This is a genomic window from Streptococcus cristatus (assembly GCF_001578775.1).
In the GTDB taxonomy this organism is placed as follows: Bacteria; Bacillota; Bacilli; order Lactobacillales; family Streptococcaceae; genus Streptococcus; species Streptococcus cristatus_A.
Window position 1 is genome coordinate 861,356 of sequence record NZ_KQ969062.1, and the last position, 21,924, is coordinate 883,279.

A 21,924-nucleotide genomic window follows, 5' to 3' on the forward strand; every position below is an offset into this window, starting at 1 on the left:
AATGGCTTTAACAGAACAAAAACGTGTACGCTTAGAAAAACTCTCTGACGAGAATGGCATTATCTCAGCTCTTGCCTTTGACCAACGTGGTGCTTTGAAACGCCTCATGGCTCAATACCAAACAGAAGAGCCAACAGTGGCTCAAATGGAGGAACTCAAAGTCTTGGTAGCAGATGAATTGACAAAATACGCGTCATCTATGCTTCTTGACCCTGAGTACGGACTTCCAGCTACAAAAGCACTTGCACCAAATGCAGGGCTTCTCCTTGCTTATGAAAAAACAGGTTACGACACAACAAGCACCAAACGCTTGCCTGACTGCTTGGATGTTTGGTCTGCAAAACGCATTAAGGAACAAGGTGCAGATGCAGTCAAATTCTTGCTTTACTACGATGTAGACAGTTCTGACGAACTCAACCAACAAAAACAAGCCTATATCGAACGCATTGGTTCTGAGTGTGTGGCGGAAGATATTCCATTCTTCCTTGAAATCCTCGCTTACGATGAAAAAATCGCTGATGCTGGCTCTGCAGAATACGCCAAAGTAAAACCACATAAAGTTATCGGTGCGATGAAAGTCTTCTCAGACCCACGCTTCAACATCGATGTCTTGAAAGTGGAAGTTCCAGTCAATGTTAAATACGTTGAAGGCTTTGGCGAAGGTGAAATCGTGCATACTCGTGAAGAAGCAGCAGCCTTCTTCAAAGCACAAGATGAAGCGACTAACCTTCCTTACATCTACTTGAGTGCAGGTGTATCAGCGAAACTCTTCCAAGAAACCCTTGTCTTTGCCCACGAATCAGGCGCAAACTTCAACGGTGTTCTTTGCGGACGTGCAACATGGGCAGGATCAGTTGAAGCCTACATCAAAGACGGTGAAGCAGCAGCTCGTGAATGGCTACGTACAACAGGTTTTGAGAACATTGACGAACTCAACAAGGTTCTTCAAACAACAGCGACTTCATGGAAAAAACGCATCTAATTTAATCTTGAATGTAGAAATCAAAAAACGTAGTAAGTTTCAGGACTTACTACGTTTTTCTTCTATATAAGCTAGTTTTTCAGCTCGTTTCTTCTTTTTGAAGAGGGCTTCAGCCGACATGGCTGCAGATTTGTCGGGGTATTCTTCTTGATAGATAAGCGTGACAGGTAATCGGGCACGAGTGTACTTGGCTCCTTTTCCAGCCTGATGTGTTTTTAGACGAGCTTCTACATCGGTGGTATAGCCTGTGTAGAGGGTGCCATCCCCGCATTCAAGGACGTACATATAGGCTTTATTTTCCATAGTAAATCTCTTGAATTTCTGGTGTATAGCTGCCGTCTTGCTCGTGGATAAAGAGGGGCGGGAGGATTTTCAGGCCGTCTGGTGAACCATCTTTGATAGCCTCGATTAAGAGCATATTTGCTTCTCTCCCCTGCTTGGGATAGACAAACTGGATGCGCTTGGGCGCTAGATTATGGTTTTTCATAGTTTCTAAAATATCCAAAAATCGGTCAGGACGGTGAACCATTGCTAAGCGGCCATTGGACTTGAGGACTCGCTGGGCAATCGTGCAAATTTCTTCTAAATTCGTAGCGACTTCGTGACGCGCCAGTAGATAATGCTCACTGCCGTTGAGATTGGAATGTTCATCGACCTTGAAATAGGGAGGATTGCAGAGAATGATGTCAACCTTACTGCCAGATATATGGGCGCCTAGATTTTTCAAGTCGTCATGGATGACCTGCATCTGTTGAGTAAGGTGATTTAATTCAATGGAACGCTGGGCCATATCGGCTAAACGTTCCTGAATTTCCACCGCTAGAATCTGGGCCCGAGTCCGTGTGCTAGCAAAGAGACCAACAGCCCCGTTTCCAGCGCAGAGATCGACGATGAGCCCTTGTTTGGGTAATTTTGGAAAGCGAGAAAGCAGGACACTATCGACTGAATAGCTAAAAACCTCGCTATTTTGAATGATTTTTATATCAGTGGAAAAGAGTTGGTTGATTCTTTCTCCGTCTTTTAATTTTGTTTCTGTCATACCAACATTATAGCATGATTAAGTATTATTCCAAAGAAGAAAGAGAAATTTTATAGGAAAAAACACCTGACAGAAACAGTCAGGTGCGAATATTAGTTGAATTCATATTTTTGCTTGATAGTACAAGCGATGAAAATTCCGATAAAGAAAACCATGAGAATCAGATAGACTGGCAAGGTTGCGGCTGTCAGCGTCGCAATTTCCAAAAGGTGTTGCAGGACAAAGGCGGATAGATAGAAGCCTGCGACTGAAAAAATGATCAGAAGAGCGCGCCAGAGGTTGAGTGGCAGACAGGCCCGGATGACTGACAAGAAGCTGATGCTGCCTAGCAAGTAGTAGGTCAGGGTGGACATTTCTATGTCGCTCCAGCCATGGCTGCTGCCCCAGATACGGACAAATAGCACGCTGAAGATAATCATGAGGGAGCTTGGCAGAGCCAGCTGCAGGGAGCGTTTGAGGAAGTGCTTTTCAACCGGCTTAATATTGCGCTCAAAGGTGAGGACAAAGGGTGGGAAGCCTTCGACAAACTGGTCAATCAGGGTGATTTGAATCGGAATGAATGGGAAAATCAAGAGGTATTCTGGCTTGCCTAGCAGGATACTGGCGATACAGATGATAGCCAGGATGAAGGAATAAATGGTCTTGATGAAGAAAATCGGAGCAATCCGGCCGATATTGTTAACGACCCGGCGGCCTTCAAAAAGAATCTCAGGGACATCGTTAAAGTCGGAGTTCAGAAGAACCAAGTTGGCAATCTGCCGAGTTGCGGGGTCTCCCTCTGCCATGACGATGGAGCAGTCTGCTTCACGCAAGGCTAAGATATCATTAACACCATCTCCCGTCATAGCTGTTGTCCGACCGGCGGCCTTAAGAGTCTGGATGAGTAGCTTCTTCTGATGGGGAGAAACTCGGCCGAAGATGGCTGTTCCTTCTGCCTGCTCAACCAGTTCTTGATCGCTGATTTTAGAGCAGTCGATGTAGCTGTCGTAGTTGGCAAATCCAGCCTGGCTCGCGATATGCGAAACGGTCACAGGATTGTCACCAGAGATGATTTTCAAATCAACATCTTGAGAGCGCAGGTAGTCCAGTGTCTCAGCCGCTCCCTCACGAATAGGGTCAGTGATTTCCAGAATAGCTAAAGCGGTCATATCTTCAGGCAGTTGGATACTGTGTTTGTCTAGCACTTTATCGCTGTGAGCCAGTACCAAAACCCGCGATCCACGTTTTTGGGCCTCTCCAACAGCTGCAGGATTACTGTCCAGCAGCATTTCAGGCGCTCCTAGAAAGATAGTTCCGACACTGGATAAATGCATAGCGCCCCATTTTCGGTCACTAGAAAATGGAATAACATTGTCACTAGTATAGGTGTGCTCTAAATGGCCGTAGCCCTTGCGGATAGCCTGGGCTGTTGGGTTATTATCCTCGCTGGTTTGGATGTAGGCTGCTAAGATTTGACTGACGGTCTCATCAGAAAACTTATCTGAAAGGCTATGTAAGGCTTCAACAGTCATCTTACCTTGGGTAATTGTCCCGGTCTTGTCTAGGCAGAGAGTGTCTACTCGAGCCAAGGTTTCAACAGAATACATTTCCTGAACAAGAACCTTGCGCATGCCGAGCTTGATGACAGCTGTCAGAAGTGACGTGACTGTCAGCAGGGCGATTCCCTTAGGCAGCATACCCAAAAGGGCTGTTGAGCTGGTAATGACAGAGTTTTTGATAGGCAGTCCCTTTATCATCAGGGCTTCAAAGAAGAGAGCCATTCCGAAAGGAATGATAATTTTTCCGGTAAAGCGGGAAATTTTCCCAAGATTGTATAGAATGCGCGAGTTGATAGGCTTGAGTGTTTTAGCCTCAGTCATGAGCTTGTTGGCATAGTTATCTGCGCCGACATGGTGCACCTCAGCATAAATCTGCCCACTGGCCAGAAAGCTACCAGACAGCAGCTCGGCGCCTTCTTCCTTGAGAACCAAGTCGCTCTCCCCTGTCAGCATGGCTTCATTGGCCTCGGCAACCCCCTCTACCACACGGGCATCACTGGGAATTTGCTCACCGGCTGACAGCTTGATCAGATCGCCCAGTACAATTTCTTCTGGCTGAATCTTGACTTCCTGGCCATCGCGGATGACTGTGACCAGCTCTCGACTGACCAGATTGAGCTTGTCAATCATGTGCTTGGCCCGCAGCTCCGTGATAATACCAGTGACGGCGTTAAAGCTGATGACGGCGAAGAAGATCAGATTGCTCCAGGCTTGGACAGAGACCAAGGCCAGAGCGATCACAAAGTTAAGGGTATTAAAAAGGGTGAAAACATTCCGCTTAACGATTTGCCAGTTACTAGTACTGGTGTCGCTTGTAAAATCGTTGGTCAAGCCCTGCGAAATCTTTTCATCTACTTGGGTTTGGTTTAAACCAATTAATTCTTTCTTATTCATGAAAATAATGATACCATTTTTTTATAGAAATAGCTATCGGAATCAGCTGTTACAGCCAAAGTTTGGAAAAATATTGCAGACTATAAGGGTATAGGGTATAATGGGAAAGGATGTAATCAATTTCAAGTACAATCACAGTTTGAAATAAGGAGAGTTTATGTTTTATACCTATTTGCGAGGATTGGTAATTTTTATCCTCTGGGCTTTGAATGGCAATGCCCATTACCATAATAAAGAGAAGATTCCTTCAAAAGATGAAAATTATATCTTGGTTGCCCCTCACCGAACATGGTGGGATCCAGTTTACATGGCTTTTGCGACCAAGCCCAAGCAGTTCATTTTCATGGCCAAGAAACAGCTCTTTGAAAATCGGGTGTTCGGCTGGTGGATTCGCATGTGTGGTGCTTTTCCTATCGACCGGGAAAATCCTGGTCCGTCAGCTATCAAGTACCCTGTTAATATGCTGAAAAAGAGCAATCGTTCTCTGATTATGTTCCCAAGCGGCAGCCGCCATTCTACGGATGTCAAGGGAGGAGTGGCAGTGATTGCTAAGATGGCTAAGGTCCGTATCATGCCAGTAGTCTATGCTGGTCCCATGAGCCTCAAAGGCTTGGCAGCTGGGGAGCGCGTGGATATGAACTTCGGCAATCCAATTGATATTTCTGATATCAAAAAGATGAATGATGAGGGAGTTGAGGAAGTGGCTCGTCGGATTCAGGCAGAGTTTGACCGCTTGGATGCAGAAGTAGCGCCCTACCAGACAGGTAAAAAACCAAATATCTTCTGGCGGATTTTACGAGCAATTGCCTTTATTCCAGCAGCATTGATTGGTATTCTAACTTTCATTTTTAGTTTCCTTGCAAGCTTTGTCTGGGATCCAGATAAGCATAGAAAATAATGCTAACAGCTTTTAGATTTTTATCTAAAGGCTGTTTTAGTTTTTCTTATTTATATTTGGAACTTTGTTTCAGATTTTTATATTTTCCCTTTTCTTTTACGAATAAAAAGATAAAGGAGAAAAATTATGTTTGAAGAAATAGTTGAAAAATTAAAGGAATACAAGATTTTTGTTGGACTTTCTTTGATAGGAGTCGTCTTGGCTGGCTTTTTCTTGATGAAGGGCAATGCTCAGCCACAGAATCAGGTCAGCACACTGGCTCAGGAAGTGGTTACATCAGCTTCATCTGAAACCAATGCAGAAAAAAGAAGTGCGAATCAAGAAAAAATCGATTCAGAAAAAGATATGGATTCAGAAGAATCTGAGAAAGAAGTAACAGTTGATGTCAAAGGAGCTGTCAAAAATCCAGGAGTTTATCAGTTGCAGGCAGGAGCGCGTGTGCATGATGCTCTACAAAAAGCGGGTGGTTTACTGCCGGATGCTGAGTCCAAATCTATCAACCAGGCTCAAAAATTAACAGATGAGGCAGTTGTCTATGTAGCTAAAGTCGGTGAGGAAGGAGCAGATGTGACGCAAACTAGTCAGACGCCAGCTGGAAATGGGGGAACAGAAAAAGGGAAGTCTGGCTTGGTCAATCTCAATACGGCGACCGAAGCTGAACTTCAGACAGTTTCAGGCATCGGTCAAAAGAAAGCGCAAGACATCATCGCTTATCGGGAAGCCAATGGCAAGTTTAAGTCAGTAGATGAGCTGAAAAATGTTTCAGGAATCGGTGCAAGAACCTTAGAAAAGTTAAAAGACTATGTCACAGTGGATAAATAAATTTCCTATCAAACCCATCTATTTTTGTTTTTTGCTGGTGCTGACCTACTTTGCGATTTACACAGGCAGTCTGCCAGCTTATCTAGGTTTGGCAGTTCTCCTTGTTCGGCTCTTTTGGCTTTATTCGACTAGAAATAGTCTGCTTGTTTTGGTGTTCTTGAGTCTCTTTGCAGGATTTTTCTTATTTCGGAGAGAAATGGCTAATCAAGCCTTTCGAGATGAACCGGAAACCATTTCTACCATTGTGATCAAGCCAGATACAATTAAAGTCAATGGCGACTCGCTTTCTTTTCGCGGTCATTCCAATGGTCGAACCTATCAGGCTTTTTATAAAATCCAGTCAGAAAAGGAAAAACAAGCTTTTCAAAAGCTGAGCGATCAACTCCTTGTGAAGATTGATGGAGAACTCAGTTTAGCAGAAGACCAACGCAATTTTTCAGGTTTTGACTATCGGGCTTATCTAAAAACGCAAGGGATTTACAGGGTTTTGAAAATCAATCAAATCAAGTCTACTCAGCAATTTAGCAGTCTTAATCCTTGGGACTGGCTGTCGGTTTGGCGGAGAAAAGCCTTGGTTTATATCAAAGAAAACTTTCCTAGCCCCATGAGCCATTATATGACTGGACTTTTGTTTGGTGATTTGGACACAGATTTTGCTGAGATGAATGAACTTTATTCTAGTCTGGGGATTATCCACCTCTTTGCTCTATCTGGCATGCAGGTCGGCTATTTCATGGATGGTTTTCGCAGGATTCTCCTCAAATCTGGTTTGAAAAGAGAAACCGTCGATTGGATACAGTTGCCCTTTTCCTTCATTTATGCGGGTTTGACGGGCTTTTCAGTGTCAGTCGTGAGGAGTTTAGTACAAAAGCTGCTCTCGCAGTTTGGTGTGACTAAGCTGGACAACTTTGCTTTGACAATCATGCTCTTAGCCATGTTCATGCCCAATTTTCTCTTGACGACGGGTGGTGTTCTTTCCTGTGCCTATGCTTTTGTCATATCTGTCATGGATTTTGAGCATTTACCTCCCGTGCGAAAGGTGCTGGCAGAAAGTCTGACCATTTCACTGGGAATTCTACCGATTCTGATTTTCTATTTTTCCGAATTTCAGCCATGGTCTATTCTGCTGACCTTTCTATTCTCAGTTGTTTTTGATCTTTTTATGCTTCCAGCCCTGACCTTTATTTTTGCCCTATCACCTCTTTTGAAAATCACTCAGGTCAATGTCTTATTTGAACTGTTGGAAGGGCTAATCCGTTGGACGGCCTCCATTTCTTCTAGACCAGTGGTTTTTGGTCAGCCATCTATCTGGATGATGCTAGGCCTGCTTATCACTCTTGGCTTGCTCTATGATTTTCGCAGACAGAAGAAAGTTGTGACCTTACTTAGCTTGGTTCTTGCTCTGCTATTTTTCCTTACTAAACATCCTCTACAAAATGAAATTACAGTTATTGATATTGGGCAGGGAGATAGCATTTTCTTACGTGATTGGCGGGGGAAATCTGTTCTGATTGATGTGGGTGGTCGAGTGGAGATTGGCAAAAAAGAAGTATGGCAGAAGAGGACTGCTTCGACAAATGCAGAAAAGACCTTGATTCCTTATCTAAAAAGTCGGGGAGTGAGTCGTTTGGATGTGCTGGTTTTGACCCACACCGATACCGATCACATGGGTGATATGTTAGAGGTGGCCAAGCATTTTTCTATAAAGGAAATTTACGTATCTAAGGGAAGTTTGACTCAGGCGGATTTTGTGGAGAAATTGGAGCGGATGCAGACGGGAGTTCATGCGGTAGAAGTAGGAGATAGACTTCCAATTTTTGATGGAGCCCTGCAAGTTCTTTATCCTGAGGAGACGGGCGACGGTAGTAATGACGACTCTGTCGTCTTGTATGGGCAATTTTTTGGAACCAGTTTTTTGTTTACGGGAGACTTAGAGGAGAAAGGCGAAGCTACCTTGATGCGGCGTTTTCCGCAACTCAAGGTGGATGTTTTAAAAGCAGGACACCACGGTTCTAAGGGCTCCTCCAGCCCAGAATTTTTACATCAGCTTCAGCCCAAAATTGCCCTCATCTCTGCAGGTAGGAATAACCGCTACAAGCATCCTCATCAGGAAACTCTGGACAGATTTGAGAACATTCAGACACAGATTTTTCGTACAGATGAACAAGGAGCTATTCGCTTCAGTGGCTGGGATTCATGGGAAATCGAAACGGTAAAGTGACCTCTGTTTCCTTGCTCTGAGAGCAAGCTAGAATTAACTTACCTTGATTTCGAGCTAAAATTATGATACAATGAATTCTGTTAATAAAAATTTAGAGGAGATTTCTATGTTTTCTGCTTATAAAAAATTTTGGACTCGTTATGCAGACTTTAGTGGTCGTTCAAGCCGTTCAGATTACTGGTGGGTTGTCCTATGTAATTTTTTGATTACTCTACCATTTTCGTTGATTGCCTTTTTCGGCTTCCTCATTCCACTTTTTAGTGAAATTTATTATGCGGGATTGTACGATTATGAACCTGATCTATCTGGAGCTATGGCTGGCGCTGGTTTAGCTGTGTTCATCATGTTCTTGCTTACCATCTATTGGCTTGCAACGATCGTTCCCTATCTTGCTATCACAGTTCGTCGTCTTCGCGACGCTGGCTTCCACTGGTCATTTATTTTTCTGGGAGTAGGGCCAACAATAGCTTCTTTCATTCCAGTTTTGAATATTCTAGCTGCTTTGGTTTCTCTGCCATGTGGTATTGCTCTGATTGTCTTGCTTTGCCAAGCTAGCAAACCAGCTCAGCAAGTTAAAGGGGCTCCTTATGGTCAACCAGGATTCCAAGGTCAGCAATTTGGTCAAGCTCAACAACCAGTTCAAAACCAACAGTTTGCTCAGCCTGGATTCCAAGGGCAACAACAGCCGACACAAAACCCACAATTTGGTCAAGTTCAACAGCCAGCTCAAAACCAACAGTTTAGTCAGCCTGTTAACCAAGAGCAACCATTTGCTCAGCAACAAGCACCAGTTCAAAATCAAGGATTTGGTCAGCCTCAGCAACCTTTTGGGCAAAATCAAGTAAACCAGCCAACTCAACCGTTTGCTGCTAGCCAAGCCCAAACTCAAGAATCAACTCAATCAGCATTCTCAGCCTCAGTTTCAGAACCAGCTGAATCAGTTCATTCAGTAGAAGCTCATCAGTCTCAGGCTGAAACTGCAGAACAGGCTCTGGGAACTGCTTCTGAACAAATCAATAACTCAGAGTCAATCTCTCAATAAAATCTATAAGATATCGACCCTAGATAGTTTCAATCTATCTGGGGTTTCTTTGTCGTCTTTTAAACTTTTGTAACCAAAATGACTTTCTATTCGTTATACTAGTAGAAAGGGGGAAGAATAGAAAAGTATTGCATAGAGAAAAGCAGTTTCAAATGAGAAGTAGCAGCTGTGAGATTTGGGATAGAAAGGCTTTTTTGTTATTCCTTTTAAAGAAGTGCAAATAATGAGAGATTTTAAGAGAAGTTGTAGGGAGGTGAGATTATCAAACTGGATGAATACGAAAACATCTTGATTGGCTTTGCCCGAGAGATTGTTTTCTACTTGCAAAAGTCAGGAGCTTCTAAGGTCGAGGCAGAAGATGTGGTGCAGGATGTTTTTGTCAAAATGTTAGAGACTGATCTGGTCATCCCTGCAGATAAGATGCGAGCTTGGATGTATCGGGTGTCCATTCGCCGCTATATCGATCGTTATAGGCGCGATCAGCATTATCTAGAAATTTTGCAAAAGGAATTTTTTAAACAAGATGTGATTCAACCATTTGAAAATGACCATTATGAGCTGTTAAGGACGACGATAGAAGAGCTCCCTACCAAGGAAGCAATGCTGTTAGATCTTTATTATTTTCAAAATTTCACAGTAAAGGAAATCGCTCACATCATGTCGTATTCTGTAAGTAAAGTGAAAGTGCAACTCATGCGTAGCCGAATTAAGCTCCGCCATAAATTGGAAAAGAAAGGATATAAAAATGGAAACATTTGAAATTTTAGCGAAGAAAAGTAGAAGAAGAAATACAAAGAAAATTCTTATATTGTCTATAGCAGTTGTGTTGTCTTTTATCGGTGTTTACATAGCTACAAGAACCGTATTGGAAAAAATGACAGAGCATCATATGACAGAAGTCACAAATTTCTATGAAAATAGATTGCAAATTGCCTATCCAAATATTTATTCCAACAGTAATATTCATAATACAACCGCCTTTTCAAATCTGTATCAATTAGGTCGTTTTAAGGATGTAGATGGAGTTACCGTTCCCTATGATACTGTGACAGCATCAGTTGGACCAAATCTTGAAAAAATTGATCATGTGGCTGATTCTGTAATCCCTACTAGTGGTGTTAATAAAAATATTATGGCTTTTAATGCTGGACAACGAGTAAAGATTCCTTTATTTTTTAACATAAAAAATGAGGACGAAACTGACATAACGTCTAACCCTTCCCAAGAATTACCGTTAGTTTCTGAAATGAAAGGACAACTAGTCGAAGTGGCTTTAACTTTTGATAGACCTTATACTTATTCTGAATTACAAAGTATGCTTCCTTCCAATTTGAAAGTTAATTGGTATTGGCTTGGTACATATTCAAATTATAATACTGAAAACTTAAATATCAGTAACATATTTGGTTTTAAATTGACTAAAGATGATGCAGAGTATAGTTTTGATCTTTTTAAGACCCATTTGAAAAATTCACTAAAGGATAAGCACGGCTTAACAAGTATAACGAATTCAAAAGGAGAAGTTTATAACACAAAGAAAGAATTGGAATATCTTAATAATACATTTAAAAATATAGAAGATTGCAAATTCTCCGGTGTTATCTTGACAGGAAAAGCTGAAAATTTCACTCAATTAGAAGGAAAAGAGTGGATTTATGCTTCGAGTATCGGTGCTTCCGTTCCCAATCAGCCTTACTATAAGCTCGATAAGGAATAATTGACAAAAAATGTGTAAAAGGCTTGCATTTTCAGTAAAATTTGATAAAATAGTAAGGAAAGTTAGACTGTATTGCCTACTGTCTATCTATAAAATATATTTTATTGGAGGCTTTTACTCAAATGGCAAAAGAAAAATACGATCGTAGTAAACCACACGTTAACATTGGTACTATCGGACACGTTGACCACGGTAAAACTACTTTGACAGCAGCTATCACAACTGTATTGGCACGTCGCTTGCCTTCATCAGTTAACCAACCAAAAGACTATGCGTCTATCGATGCTGCTCCAGAAGAACGCGAACGCGGTATCACTATCAACACTGCGCACGTTGAGTACGAAACTGAAAAACGTCACTACGCTCACATCGACGCTCCAGGACACGCGGACTACGTTAAAAACATGATCACTGGTGCCGCTCAAATGGACGGAGCTATCCTTGTAGTAGCTTCAACTGATGGACCAATGCCACAAACTCGTGAGCACATCCTTCTTTCACGTCAGGTTGGTGTTAAACACCTTATCGTCTTCATGAACAAGATCGACTTGGTTGATGACGAAGAATTGCTTGAATTGGTTGAAATGGAAATCCGTGACCTCTTGTCAGAATACGACTTCCCAGGTGACGATCTTCCAGTTATCCAAGGTTCAGCTCTTAAAGCTCTTGAAGGTGATACTAAGTACGAAGACATCATCATGGAATTGATGAACACTGTTGATGAGTACATCCCAGAACCAGAACGTGATACTGACAAACCTCTTCTTCTTCCAGTCGAAGACGTATTCTCAATCACTGGTCGTGGTACAGTTGCTTCAGGACGTATCGACCGTGGTACTGTTCGTGTCAACGATGAAATCGAAATCGTTGGTATCAAAGAAGAAATCCAAAAAGCAGTTGTTACTGGTGTTGAAATGTTCCGTAAACAACTTGACGAAGGTCTTGCAGGGGACAACGTAGGTGTACTTCTTCGTGGTATCCAACGTGATGAAATCGAACGTGGTCAAGTTATCGCTAAACCAGGTTCAATCAACCCACACACTAAATTCAAGGGTGAAGTTTACATCCTTACTAAAGAAGAAGGTGGACGTCACACTCCATTCTTCAACAACTACCGTCCACAGTTCTACTTCCGTACAACTGACGTTACAGGTTCAATCGAACTTCCAGCAGGTACTGAAATGGTAATGCCTGGTGATAACGTAACTATCGACGTTGAGTTGATCCACCCAATCGCCGTTGAACAAGGTACTACTTTCTCTATCCGTGAAGGTGGACGTACTGTTGGTTCAGGTATGGTTACTGAAATCGAAGCTTAATTCGATTTCGTTCCCAGATAACAATTATAAAATCAGACACAAAAAGTCTCGCTTCGGCGGGGCTTTTTCTTTTAGACAAAGCCTTTTTCTCGCAAACATGATATAATAATTCTATAATTTTGTTGTTGAAAAGAGACGGTATGAAATTACTTTATACGGATATCCGCAGTCCTTTGACGGCGCATTTGGCTAAGCAAGCTCAGGACTTAGCAGCGGCCGGCAAGCGGGTCTTTTATATAGCGCCCAACTCCCTTTCTTTTGAAAAGGAGCGAGCAGTTTTGGAAGCATTAGAAAATCACGCTTCCTTTGCTATTACGGTGACCCGTTTTGCTCAGATGGCTCGCTATTTTGTCCTTAATGATGTTCAAGATGGACAGCCCTTGGACGACATTGGTCTAGGTATGCTATTTTATCGGATTTTATCGGAAATGGATGACCGAGAACTAAAGGTTTATGGGCGGATCAAGAAGGATGCACAATTTATCCAGCAACTGCTAGACCTTTATCATGAGCTTCAGACAGCTCAGATGACTTTTGCGGATTTGAACTATCTAGAAGAGGCAGAGAAGCGCGAGGATTTACTCAAGATTTTCACGGCCTTTTCAGCTGCCCTGCAGGCAGGAAATTATGATGCGACCTCTAAACTCACGATTTTTGCCCAGCATATTCTGGCTGGAGATTTGGATGGGGAATTGGCTAATCTTGCACTGGTTATCGACGGCTTTACCCGCTTCTCAGCAGAAGAGGAATATCTAGTAGATTTGCTGCATCGCAAGGGAGTGGAGATTGTTATTGGAGTTTATGCCAGTCAAAAAGCCTACCGGGCAGCCTTTCGTGAGGGCAATCTTTACCAGGCTAGCGTGGAATTTTTGCTCAAGCTGGCTCAAACTTATGAGATCAAGCCAGAGTATCTAGCGGGAGATTCGATTCAGTCGGATGATGCCTTTGGCAAGATTTCCAAGATTTTAGAGAGTCGCTATGATTTTTCTGAAACCCATGTGGAATTGACCGAAGATGACCGCTCTCACTTAGAGATTTGGTCGGTTCGTAATCAAAAAGAAGAACTAGAGTATGTGGCCAAGTCCATTCGTCAGCGGCTCCATGATGGCGCCCGCTACAAGGATATCCGGCTGCTTTTGGGTGATGTGGAGGCCTACCAGCTCCAGCTGAAGACCATTTTTGACCAGTATCAGATTCCCTTTTATTTGGGGCGGTCTGAGTCCATGGCTCAGCATCCTTTGGTCCAGTTTTTAGAGTCATTGGAACGGCTGAAACGCTATAATTTTCAGACAGAAGATTTACTCAATCTTTTAAAAACCGGCCTGTATGGCGGCTTGGGTCAGGAGGATCTGGATAGTTTTGAGCAGTACCTTCGCTTTGCGGAAATTAAAGGAGCAGCCAAGCTGGGGAGAGATTTCACTATTAACCGTCAGGAGAAATTTGACCTGAAGCGTATCAATGCTATGCGTCGGAGCCTTATCACGCCTCTGTTAGACTTTTTCAAATCACGCAGTCAGACAGCGACTGGTCTCTTGGCTAAATTTACCAACTTTATCAAAGAAGTTCGCTTGGATGCCAATCTGACTGGTCTGCTGGAAGATGCAAGCCAGCAAGAAGTAGAGCGGCAGGAGGAAGTCTGGAAGACCTTTTGTCATGTCTTAGAGCAGCTTGCTCAGGTGTTTGATGGTAGCAAGCTCAAGATCGATGATTTTCTGGCTCTGATTCTGTCTGGCATGCTTCTGGCCAAGTACCGAGTTGTACCAGCGACAGTGGATGTGGTGACCGTTCAGTCTTACGATTTGATTGAGCCCATGGCTGCGCCTTATGTCTATGCTATCGGATTGACGCAGGAGCGCTTGCCCAAGTTAGCGCAAAATAAAAGTCTGCTCAGTGACGAAGAACGTCAGAAATTAAATCAAGCGACTGGGGACGAGGCTGAGTTGCAGATATCCAGCAGTGAAAATCTCAAGAAAAATCGCTTTGCAGCGCTATCTTTGCTTAATTCAGCGACAGAAGATTTGGTCCTGTCTGCTCCTGTCTTGACCAATGAAGTAGAAGATGCCATGTCTTCCTATTTGACGGAGTTGGAAATAGCGCCTATTTCCCTGCCCATTATCAGCAAGCGGCCACAGGCTAGTAGCGACGATATTGGGACTTATCGGGCTCTGTTGGCGCGCGTGATTGACCTCTATCAGGAGGATATTGACCGCGAATGGACACCGGAGGAGCAGACCTTCTGGGCAGTGGCCATCCGAGTTTTGCGTAAGAAATTGGTAGCTAAAGGGATTTCTATTCCCCAGATCAGCAAGGAGTTGAAAACGGAGCCTCTCAAGTCGGAAACCCTTCAGGCTCTGTATCCTTCAGAACAGCCATTGAGACTATCAGCCTCTGCTCTCAATGAATACTTTAAAAACCAGTATGCCTATTTTCTTAAGTATGTCCTGAGGTTGCAGGAGGAGTGGACCATTCAGCCGGATGCGCGCAGTCACGGGATTTTCCTCCACCGAATCTTTGAAAAGGTTATGCAGGAGCACTTGGAGCAGGATTTCAACACTCGCTTGCAGCGGGCTATGGAGGAGACTAGCTGGGAGGCTGAGTTTGAGTCTATCTATGGTGAAAATGGGGAGACCCAGTTTGCCCGCCGTTTGCTATTGGACACGGCTCAGGCCACTGGTCGTATCTTGGCTCAGTCGGATGGGCTGGAGGTCATCGGTGAGGAGACTGACTTTGGTCATGATCGGCCTTTCTTGCTTTTGGACAATGGCAGAGCTCTTCAGGTGAGCGGCAAGGTGGACCGTATTGATCGTCTGACAGAGACGGGGAGTCTGGGAGTCGTGGATTACAAATCTGGCGATACCAAATTCAGCTTTGAGAAGTTCTTTAATGGGCTTAATTCTCAGCTGCCGACCTACCTAGCAGCTATCCGAGAAATGCCAGAATACCAGGAAGACAAGGGAATTTTCGGCGCTATGTACCTACAGATGACGGAGCCCCTAGCCAGCCTCAAGGACACCAAGGCACTGGACGAGGCTGTGAAACAAGTCATGAAAAGTCAGGTCTATAAAGGCCTCTTTCTGGCTGACCAGGCCAAGGACTTGGGCGCTAACTATGAGAAAAGCAAGGTTAATCTGCTGACAAAGGAAGAATTAGAAGTGATTTTGGCTTATAATGCTTATCTCTATCAGCAAGCTGCAGAAGGCATTTTAGCTGGTCGTTTTGCCATCAATCCTTATACAGAAAATGGCCGTAGTATCGCCCCTTACGTGGACCAGTTTAAGGCCATTACAGGATTTGAAGCCAATCTCCATCTGGGGCAGGCTAGACAGCTGACCAAGTTAAATCTAGAGCAGTACGAAAAACGACCGACAGGCGAGAAGTTGCGTCAAGCCTGGCTAGAAAAAATCAAGGAGGAGTTGGATAAATGAGACGGATTCCCTTTTTAAACGAGCAGGATATCCTAGTCAAGCAGGCTGAGGAAGCTGCCTCTGACAAGCCACAAAAGCGTACACCAGAGCAGATCCAGGCCATCTACTCCTCTGGTCAGAATATTCTCGTCTCAGCTTCGGCTGGCTCTGGTAAGACCTATGTTATGGTTCAGCGGATTATTGACCAGATTCTCAGGGGTGTGGAGGTCGGCCAACTCTTCATCTCCACCTTTACTGTCAAGGCGGCAGGTGAGCTCAAGGAACGGCTGGAGAAGGAGCTGAGTCTGGTGCTCAAGGAGACTTCAGATCAGGAACTCCGCCAGCATCTGGCCCAGCAGTTGGCTGAGATTGCCAATGCGGATATTGGCACCATGGACGCTTTTACCCAGAAAGTAGTCAATAAGTACGGCTATTTGCTGGGGCTGGCACCGCATTTTCGGATTTTACAGTCGGCCAGTGAGCAGCTCATTCTGCAAAATGAAGTCTTTGATCAGCTTTTCGATACCTACTATGAGAGTGATCAGCAGGAATTATTCAGTCGCTTGGTTAAAAATTTCACTGGCAAGCGTAAGGACATTGCTGGTTTCCGCCAGCAGATTTATAGTATTTATAGCTTTCTCCAGTCTACCAGCAATCCGCGGAAGTGGTTGGAGGAAACCTTTCTTCTAGGCTATGAAACCAGTGATTTTGGAGCAGAGCGGGAGCGAATCCTGTCTGGAGCTAGGCAGTCTTTGCTGGATTTGGAAGATTTTTTCCAGAGCCATTTGGCTCATGAAGGTCAGGCCTTTGCTGGGGCTAAATATCAGGAAAATGTTCAGGCGGCCTTAGATATCTTGGCTGAGCTGACAGAGCAGACCGAATCGGAACAGTTGCTAGACTTGATTCAGCGCTTTTTAGAATTGGCCAAGACCTCTAACCATCAGGCTTTTACTGCCCGAGTTGGTAAAAATGCAGACGAGCTCAAAAAAGAGATAGCCCAAGCCTATAATGAAGCCCGTAAGCCCTTGATAGAGCGAATTAAAGAGCTGGATATCCGCCTCTACCATCTGAACTTTATGGAGCAGCATCAATCGGAAGCTCTTCCTCTACTGGATTTGTTACGCGATTTTGTCCGAGATTTCTCGCAAGCTTATTTGGAACGCAAGGTAGCAGAAAATGCCTTTGAATTTGGTGATATCAGCCATTTTGCTATTGAGATTTTAGAAAATTATCCAGAAGTGCGGCGTTTTTACCAGGATAAGTACCATGAGGTCATGGTCGATGAATATCAAGACACCAACCATACTCAGGAGCGGATGTTGGAATTGCTTGCTCGAGGAAATAATCGCTTCATGGTTGGCGATATTAAGCAGTCCATCTATCGATTTCGTCAGGCAGATCCGCAGATTTTTAACGATAAATTTAAACTCTATCAGGCCGATCCTAGTCAGGGCAAGCTGATTATCCTCAAGGAAAATTTCCGCAGTCACATCGAGGTGCTGGAAGCGACCAATGATGTCTTTAAACGACTCATGGACGAGGAAATCGGCGAGATTGATTACAATGAGACCCACTACTTGGTGGCGGGAAATCCAGCCAAACGGGAGCCAAATCCAGCCAATCAGGCGGAGTTCCTGATTTATGATGGTAGCGCCGATAGCGAAGAAGAGGATTCTGACCAAGGCCTACCTAGTATTTCAGCTGGTGAAGTCGCCTTGGTAATCAAGGAAATCATCCGCCTCCATAATCAAGAAGGGGTGGATTTCAAGGATATTACCTTGCTGACAGCTTCGAGGACCCGCAATGATCTGATTTTGGCAGAGTTTGACCGGCATCATATCCCGATTGTGCCTGATGATGGCGAGACCAATTACCTCCAGTCGGTAGAGGTTATGGTGATGCTGGATACCCTGCGGACCATTAACAATCCTCTCAATGACTATGCCCTAACCGCTCTCCTAAAGTCGCCAATGTTTGACTTTGATGAGGACGAATTGGCTCGGCTAGCCTTGCAAGCCTCCAGTACCAAGTCTATGGAAAATCTCTACGAAAAGCTGAGGAATGCTCTGGCTGATCAAGGTCTGGAACCTCAGCTCATCCATGATGAATTGCGTAAGAAACTGCAGCACTTTCAGATAACGCTGAATGACTGGCGCAGCTATTCCAAGACCCATTCTCTCTATGATTTAATCTGGAAGATTTATCAGGATCGTTTTTACTACGATATGGTGGGGGCTCTGCCCAACGGTGAGCAGCGTCAGGCCAATCTCTATGCCCTGTCCTTGAGGGCCAACGACTATGAAAAGTCGAGTTTCAAGGGTCTGTCCCGCTTTATCAGCATGATTGACCGGATTTTGAAAAATGAGCACGATTTGGCCAGTGTACCTCTGGCTGCTCCAAAAAATGCGGTCCAGCTAATGACCATCCATAAGAGTAAGGGGCTGGAGTTTAAGTATGTCTTTCTACTCAATATGGACAAGGCCTTCAACCGTCAGGATAGCAGCTCTGCAATTATCCTCAGCCGACAAAAGGGTATTGGAATCAAATATGTAGCCGATGTGGCCGTTGAGGCTCAGGATCCTCATGCGCCCAAGCAGATCCGTATTTCCATGGAGACCCTACCTTATCAGCAGAATGCCGAAGAACTCAAGCTGGCGAGCCTGTCTGAGCAGATGCGTCTGCTCTATGTGGCCATGACGCGGGCTGAAACCAAGCTCTATCTGGTCGGCAAGGGAAAGCAAGCTAAGCTCCAAGAGCGCAAGTGGGGGACTAGCCAAAATGGTCGCTTATCTAGCAGTCTCCGAAGCCAGCTGACCAATTTTCAGGATTGGCTCTATGCTATTCAGTCAGTGTTTGAAAAGGAAAATCTGGCTTATCAAACTCGCTTTGTGACCGATCAGGAGCTGACAGACGAGCAGATTGGAGTAGTGGAGCAGGCTGATCCTATTCCAGTAGATGATTTGACAGGCAACCGTCAGTCAGAAGATATCCGCCGAGCTCTGGATATCTTGGAGAATGTAGATCGACTCAACAGCCTCTATCAAGCGGCTATTGAATTGCCTAGTGTCCGTACACCCAGTCAAATCAAGAAGTTCTATGAGCCGGTTATGGACTCAGAAGGGTTAGACATTATGGATGCGCCTCGAAGTTATCAACCCCAGCTGACTTTTGATTTGCCTGATTTTGGTAAGAAGAAGCAAGTCACAGGAGCCCAAATCGGCTCTGCTGTTCATGAACTCATGCAAAGGATTCCGCTGGATCGTCCTATTACTAAGACTAGCATTCGTCAAGCCTTGGCTCAGGTTCAGACAGATGCGTCAGTCAAGAAAGAGATTGATTTGGCTAAGATTGAGGCCTTTTTCGCTACAGAACTAGGTCAGCTAATCCAGCATCAGGCCAATCATCTCCATCGGGAATCCCCTTTTGCCATGCTCAAGCAGGATCCAGCCAGCGGTCAAGACTTTGTCGTTCGGGGAATCTTAGACGGCTACCTGCTCTTTGATGATCGCATTGTCCTTTTTGACTATAAGACTGACCGCTATCATGAGTCGACAGAGTTGGTGGAGCGCTATCGAGCTCAACTGGATCTCTATGCCGAAGCCCTCAGTCGTTCCTATGGTATTAGCCAAGTAGACAAATATCTGATTCTACTGGGAGGTACTGAACTGCAGGTGATCAAGGTGGACTAGTCTGCTTGTGAACTGAATAAATCCCAGCAAGAATGGGTATTGCTACGGGAAATGTTTGTGGGAAGGTTGACTGCATTATTTAACTGCCAATCTTCCCTTGGCGTTTCCTTTTTTTGCTTCTTTTGGGTATAATAGAAGATATGAAAGTATTACTATATCTAGAAGGAAAGTCTGTTTTAGAAAAATCAGGTATCGGCCGTGCCTTGCAGCATCAAATGCATGCACTGGATCTGGCAGGAATTCCTTATACAACAGATGTTTTAGGAGATTATGATGTCGTGCACATCAACACTTACGGACCTCGTAGTTTGCTTCTTCTTCACGCGGCTAAGCGGGGAGGCAAAAAAGTGATCATGCACGGACATTCGACCAAAGAAGACTTTGAAAACTCTTTTATTGGTTCTAATCTTTTTGCGCCCTTATTTGGCAAATATCTAGCGCACATGTATAAAATGGCGGACTTCATCATTACTCCGTCTGAGTATTCCAAAAAATTGATTGAATCCTACGGCGTGACGACGCCCATTATGGCTGTCTCAAATGGTATTGACCTGTCGAAATACAAGAAAGATGAGCGCAAGGAAGAAGTCTTTAAAAAACATTTTCAGATTGCAGATGGGCAGAAAGTCGTAATTTGTGCAGGCCTTTATTTCAGACGAAAAGGAATCGAAGACTTTGTCGAAGTGGCTCGCAGAATGCCAGATGTCCGCTTTATCTGGCTGGGCTCTATCAATCTTTGGCTTATTCCGCGCAAAATTCGAGATCTTGTCCTCTATAATCATCCAGAAAACGTGGAATTTCCTGGTTATTTCAAAGGCGCAGTTTTTCAAGGAGCCATGTCAGGCAGCGATGCCTTCTTTTTCCCGTCTTATGAAGAGACTGAAGGGATTGTGGTCCTAGAAGCGCTGGCCAGCGGCCAACACGTAGTTCTGCGTGATATTCCTGTTTATAATGGCTGGATTGATGAGGAGTCGGCGGAGCTTTGTCATAATGTAGATGAGTTTGTCGAATCGCTTCGTAAGGTTCTTGACGGAAAAGTAGATAAACGTGAAGCAGGCTATCGCGTTGCGGAGAGTCGCTCTATCGATGACGTCGCACTGCAGTTAGTCAAGGCTTACCAAACAGTTTTGGAGATGTGATATGCGGATTGGTCTTTTTACAGATACCTATTTTCCTCAGGTTTCCGGGGTGGCGACGAGCATTCGCACCCTCAAGACTGAGCTAGAGAAACTAGGTCATAAAGTCTTTATTTTTACTACGACGGACAAGGATGTCAACCGCTATGAAGATTGGCAGATTATCCGTATTCCCAGCGTGCCTTTTTTCGCATTTAAGGATCGACGCGTGGCTTATCGTGGCTTTTCCAATGCTTTAGAAATTGCTCGCCAGTATCAGCTGGATATTATCCATACTCAGACAGAGTTTTCTCTGGGTCTCTTGGGCATCTGGATTGCCAAGGAACTGCGGATTCCAGTGGTTCATACCTACCATACCCAGTATGAGGACTATGTGCATTATCTTGCCAAGGGCATGGTGATTCGTCCGAGTATGGTCAAGTACATCGTGCGTGGTTTTATGAGCGATTTGGATGGTGTCGTTTGTCCTTCTGAGATTGTCTATGACCTTTTGGTTGGTTATAAAATCAAAGCGGAAAAACGGGTCATTCCAACAGGAATCGACTTGGCCAAATTTGACCGCCCAGAACTTTCACGGGAAGACATCAAGAAACTGCGCTTTAAGCTGGGAATAGCAGAAGACGAAATCATGTTGCTCAGTTTATCAAGAATTTCCTATGAGAAAAACATCCAGGCGATTGTTGAAGCACTGCCAATGGTTTTAGAAGAAAATGCCAAGGTGAAGTTGGTCATTGTCGGAGATGGACCTTATGCTGAGGACTTAAAAGCCTTGGTAGCCCAGCTTCACATTGAAGACTCAGTCATTTTTACAGGGATGATTGCCCCAAGCGATACGGCCCTCTACTATAAGGCGGCAGATTTCTTTATCTCAGCCTCAACCAGTGAGACGCAGGGGCTGACTTATCTGGAAAGCCTAGCCAGCGGTACGCCCATCATCGCCCATGGCAATCCCTATCTGGACAATGTAATCAGCGATAAAGCCTTTGGTACGCTTTATTATGAGAGCCGGGATTTGGCAGGAGCTATTTTGGAGGCCATTTTGGCAACACCAGATATGGACGAGAAAAAGCTAGCCGATAAATTATACGAGATTTCCGCCGAGAATTTTGGTCGTCGAATCTATGAATTCTATTTGGATTTGACCATTAGTAAGGATTTTCATAATGATCTCAATCCTGAAGAAACGATGGCCAAACGCTTGGCCAAGACCATTGTCTATTTAC

General features: G+C 44.3%; 15 protein-coding genes. 12 read left to right on the forward strand and 3 right to left on the reverse strand.

The window, feature by feature from the left end:
* Position 1: 1 nt before the first annotated feature.
* Positions 2-982 carry a tagatose-bisphosphate aldolase gene (lacD, locus tag SCRDD08_RS04260; protein ID WP_061422576.1) on the forward strand — a complete coding sequence of 327 codons (981 nt, stop codon included), beginning with the start codon at positions 2-4 and terminating at the stop codon, positions 980-982.
* A gap of 39 nt (positions 983-1,021) precedes the next feature.
* On the opposite strand, the gene SCRDD08_RS04265 is transcribed toward lacD, so the two are convergent.
* The 3 genes from SCRDD08_RS04265 to SCRDD08_RS04275 form a co-directional block, all read right to left on the reverse strand.
* Positions 1,022-1,285 carry a GIY-YIG nuclease family protein gene (locus SCRDD08_RS04265; RefSeq protein WP_045499331.1) on the reverse strand — a complete coding sequence of 88 codons (264 nt, stop codon included), beginning with the start codon at positions 1,283-1,285 and terminating at the stop codon, positions 1,022-1,024.
* A complete protein-coding gene (locus tag SCRDD08_RS04270) occupies positions 1,275-2,021 on the reverse strand; it encodes a tRNA1(Val) (adenine(37)-N6)-methyltransferase (protein ID WP_061422577.1) in 747 nt (248 codons plus the stop codon). Before SCRDD08_RS04270 ends, SCRDD08_RS04265 begins: the two co-directional genes overlap by 11 nt.
* A 92-nt stretch (positions 2,022-2,113) precedes the next feature.
* Positions 2,114-4,453 carry a cation-translocating P-type ATPase gene (locus tag SCRDD08_RS04275; RefSeq protein WP_061422578.1) on the reverse strand — a complete coding sequence of 780 codons (2,340 nt, stop codon included), beginning with the start codon at positions 4,451-4,453 and terminating at the stop codon, positions 2,114-2,116.
* Between the two features lie 157 nt (positions 4,454-4,610).
* Between SCRDD08_RS04275 and SCRDD08_RS04280 the strand changes: the two genes are divergently transcribed.
* The 11 genes from SCRDD08_RS04280 to SCRDD08_RS04330 form a co-directional block, all read left to right on the forward strand.
* Positions 4,611-5,351 (forward strand): lysophospholipid acyltransferase family protein, encoded by a 741-nt coding sequence (locus tag SCRDD08_RS04280; protein ID WP_061422579.1) that lies wholly within the window; start codon positions 4,611-4,613, stop codon positions 5,349-5,351.
* 126 nt (positions 5,352-5,477) lie between these two features.
* Positions 5,478-6,173: a helix-hairpin-helix domain-containing protein gene (locus tag SCRDD08_RS04285; RefSeq protein WP_061422580.1), complete on the forward strand. Its 696-nt coding sequence runs from the start codon at positions 5,478-5,480 to the stop codon at positions 6,171-6,173.
* The gene (locus tag SCRDD08_RS04290) at positions 6,154-8,394 is read left to right on the forward strand and encodes a DNA internalization-related competence protein ComEC/Rec2 (protein ID WP_061422581.1); all 2,241 of its coding nucleotides are present in this window, start codon (positions 6,154-6,156) and stop codon (positions 8,392-8,394) included. The genes SCRDD08_RS04285 and SCRDD08_RS04290 overlap by 20 nt, the downstream gene beginning before the upstream one ends.
* 106 nt (positions 8,395-8,500) lie before the next feature.
* The gene (locus SCRDD08_RS04295; protein WP_061422582.1) at positions 8,501-9,436 is read left to right on the forward strand and encodes a DUF805 domain-containing protein; all 936 of its coding nucleotides are present in this window, start codon (positions 8,501-8,503) and stop codon (positions 9,434-9,436) included.
* Between the two features lie 288 nt (positions 9,437-9,724).
* Positions 9,725-10,195 (forward strand): RNA polymerase sigma factor, encoded by a 471-nt coding sequence (locus SCRDD08_RS04300; protein ID WP_061422583.1) that lies wholly within the window; start codon positions 9,725-9,727, stop codon positions 10,193-10,195.
* The gene (locus tag SCRDD08_RS04305; protein WP_061422584.1) at positions 10,182-11,153 is read left to right on the forward strand and encodes an anti sigma factor C-terminal domain-containing protein; all 972 of its coding nucleotides are present in this window, start codon (positions 10,182-10,184) and stop codon (positions 11,151-11,153) included. Before SCRDD08_RS04300 ends, SCRDD08_RS04305 begins: the two co-directional genes overlap by 14 nt.
* 122 nt (positions 11,154-11,275) lie before the next feature.
* Entirely contained in the window at positions 11,276-12,472 is a 1,197-nt protein-coding gene (gene tuf / locus SCRDD08_RS04310; protein ID WP_005590656.1) for an elongation factor Tu, read from the forward strand.
* Positions 12,473-12,612: 140 nt separating this feature from the next.
* Entirely contained in the window at positions 12,613-15,897 is a 3,285-nt protein-coding gene (rexB, locus tag SCRDD08_RS04315; protein WP_061422585.1) for an ATP-dependent nuclease subunit B, read from the forward strand.
* Entirely contained in the window at positions 15,894-19,565 is a 3,672-nt protein-coding gene (gene addA, locus SCRDD08_RS04320) for a helicase-exonuclease AddAB subunit AddA (protein ID WP_061422586.1), read from the forward strand. Before rexB ends, addA begins: the two co-directional genes overlap by 4 nt.
* 140 nt (positions 19,566-19,705) lie before the next feature.
* Entirely contained in the window at positions 19,706-20,704 is a 999-nt protein-coding gene (locus tag SCRDD08_RS04325; RefSeq protein WP_061422587.1) for an LTA glycolipid anchor biosynthesis glycosyltransferase, IagA/BgsA family, read from the forward strand.
* Position 20,705: 1 nt separating this feature from the next.
* Positions 20,706-21,924 (forward strand): glycosyltransferase family 4 protein (locus SCRDD08_RS04330; protein WP_061422588.1); only part of this gene is annotated, 1,219 nt, incomplete at its 3' end.

Excerpts from the sequence above, each read along its gene's own strand:
- tuf (WP_005590656.1), top strand. The coding sequence starts at position 11,276 with ATGGCAAAAGAAAAATACGATCGTAGTAAACCACACGTTAACATTGGT.
- SCRDD08_RS04265 (WP_045499331.1), bottom strand. The coding sequence starts at position 1,285 with ATGGAAAATAAAGCCTATATGTACGTCCTTGAATGCGGGGATGGCACC.
- SCRDD08_RS04280 (WP_061422579.1), top strand. The coding sequence starts at position 4,611 with ATGTTTTATACCTATTTGCGAGGATTGGTAATTTTTATCCTCTGGGCT.
- SCRDD08_RS04325 (WP_061422587.1), top strand. The coding sequence starts at position 19,706 with ATGAAAGTATTACTATATCTAGAAGGAAAGTCTGTTTTAGAAAAATCA.
- SCRDD08_RS04305 (WP_061422584.1), top strand. The coding sequence starts at position 10,182 with ATGGAAACATTTGAAATTTTAGCGAAGAAAAGTAGAAGAAGAAATACA.
- SCRDD08_RS04295 (WP_061422582.1), top strand. The coding sequence starts at position 8,501 with ATGTTTTCTGCTTATAAAAAATTTTGGACTCGTTATGCAGACTTTAGT.
- SCRDD08_RS04290 (WP_061422581.1), top strand. The coding sequence starts at position 6,154 with ATGTCACAGTGGATAAATAAATTTCCTATCAAACCCATCTATTTTTGT.
- SCRDD08_RS04270 (WP_061422577.1), bottom strand. The coding sequence starts at position 2,021 with ATGACAGAAACAAAATTAAAAGACGGAGAAAGAATCAACCAACTCTTT.
- SCRDD08_RS04285 (WP_061422580.1), top strand. The coding sequence starts at position 5,478 with ATGTTTGAAGAAATAGTTGAAAAATTAAAGGAATACAAGATTTTTGTT.
- rexB (WP_061422585.1), top strand. The coding sequence starts at position 12,613 with ATGAAATTACTTTATACGGATATCCGCAGTCCTTTGACGGCGCATTTG.
- addA (WP_061422586.1), top strand. The coding sequence starts at position 15,894 with ATGAGACGGATTCCCTTTTTAAACGAGCAGGATATCCTAGTCAAGCAG.
- SCRDD08_RS04275 (WP_061422578.1), bottom strand. The coding sequence starts at position 4,453 with ATGAATAAGAAAGAATTAATTGGTTTAAACCAAACCCAAGTAGATGAA.
- lacD (WP_061422576.1), top strand. The coding sequence starts at position 2 with ATGGCTTTAACAGAACAAAAACGTGTACGCTTAGAAAAACTCTCTGAC.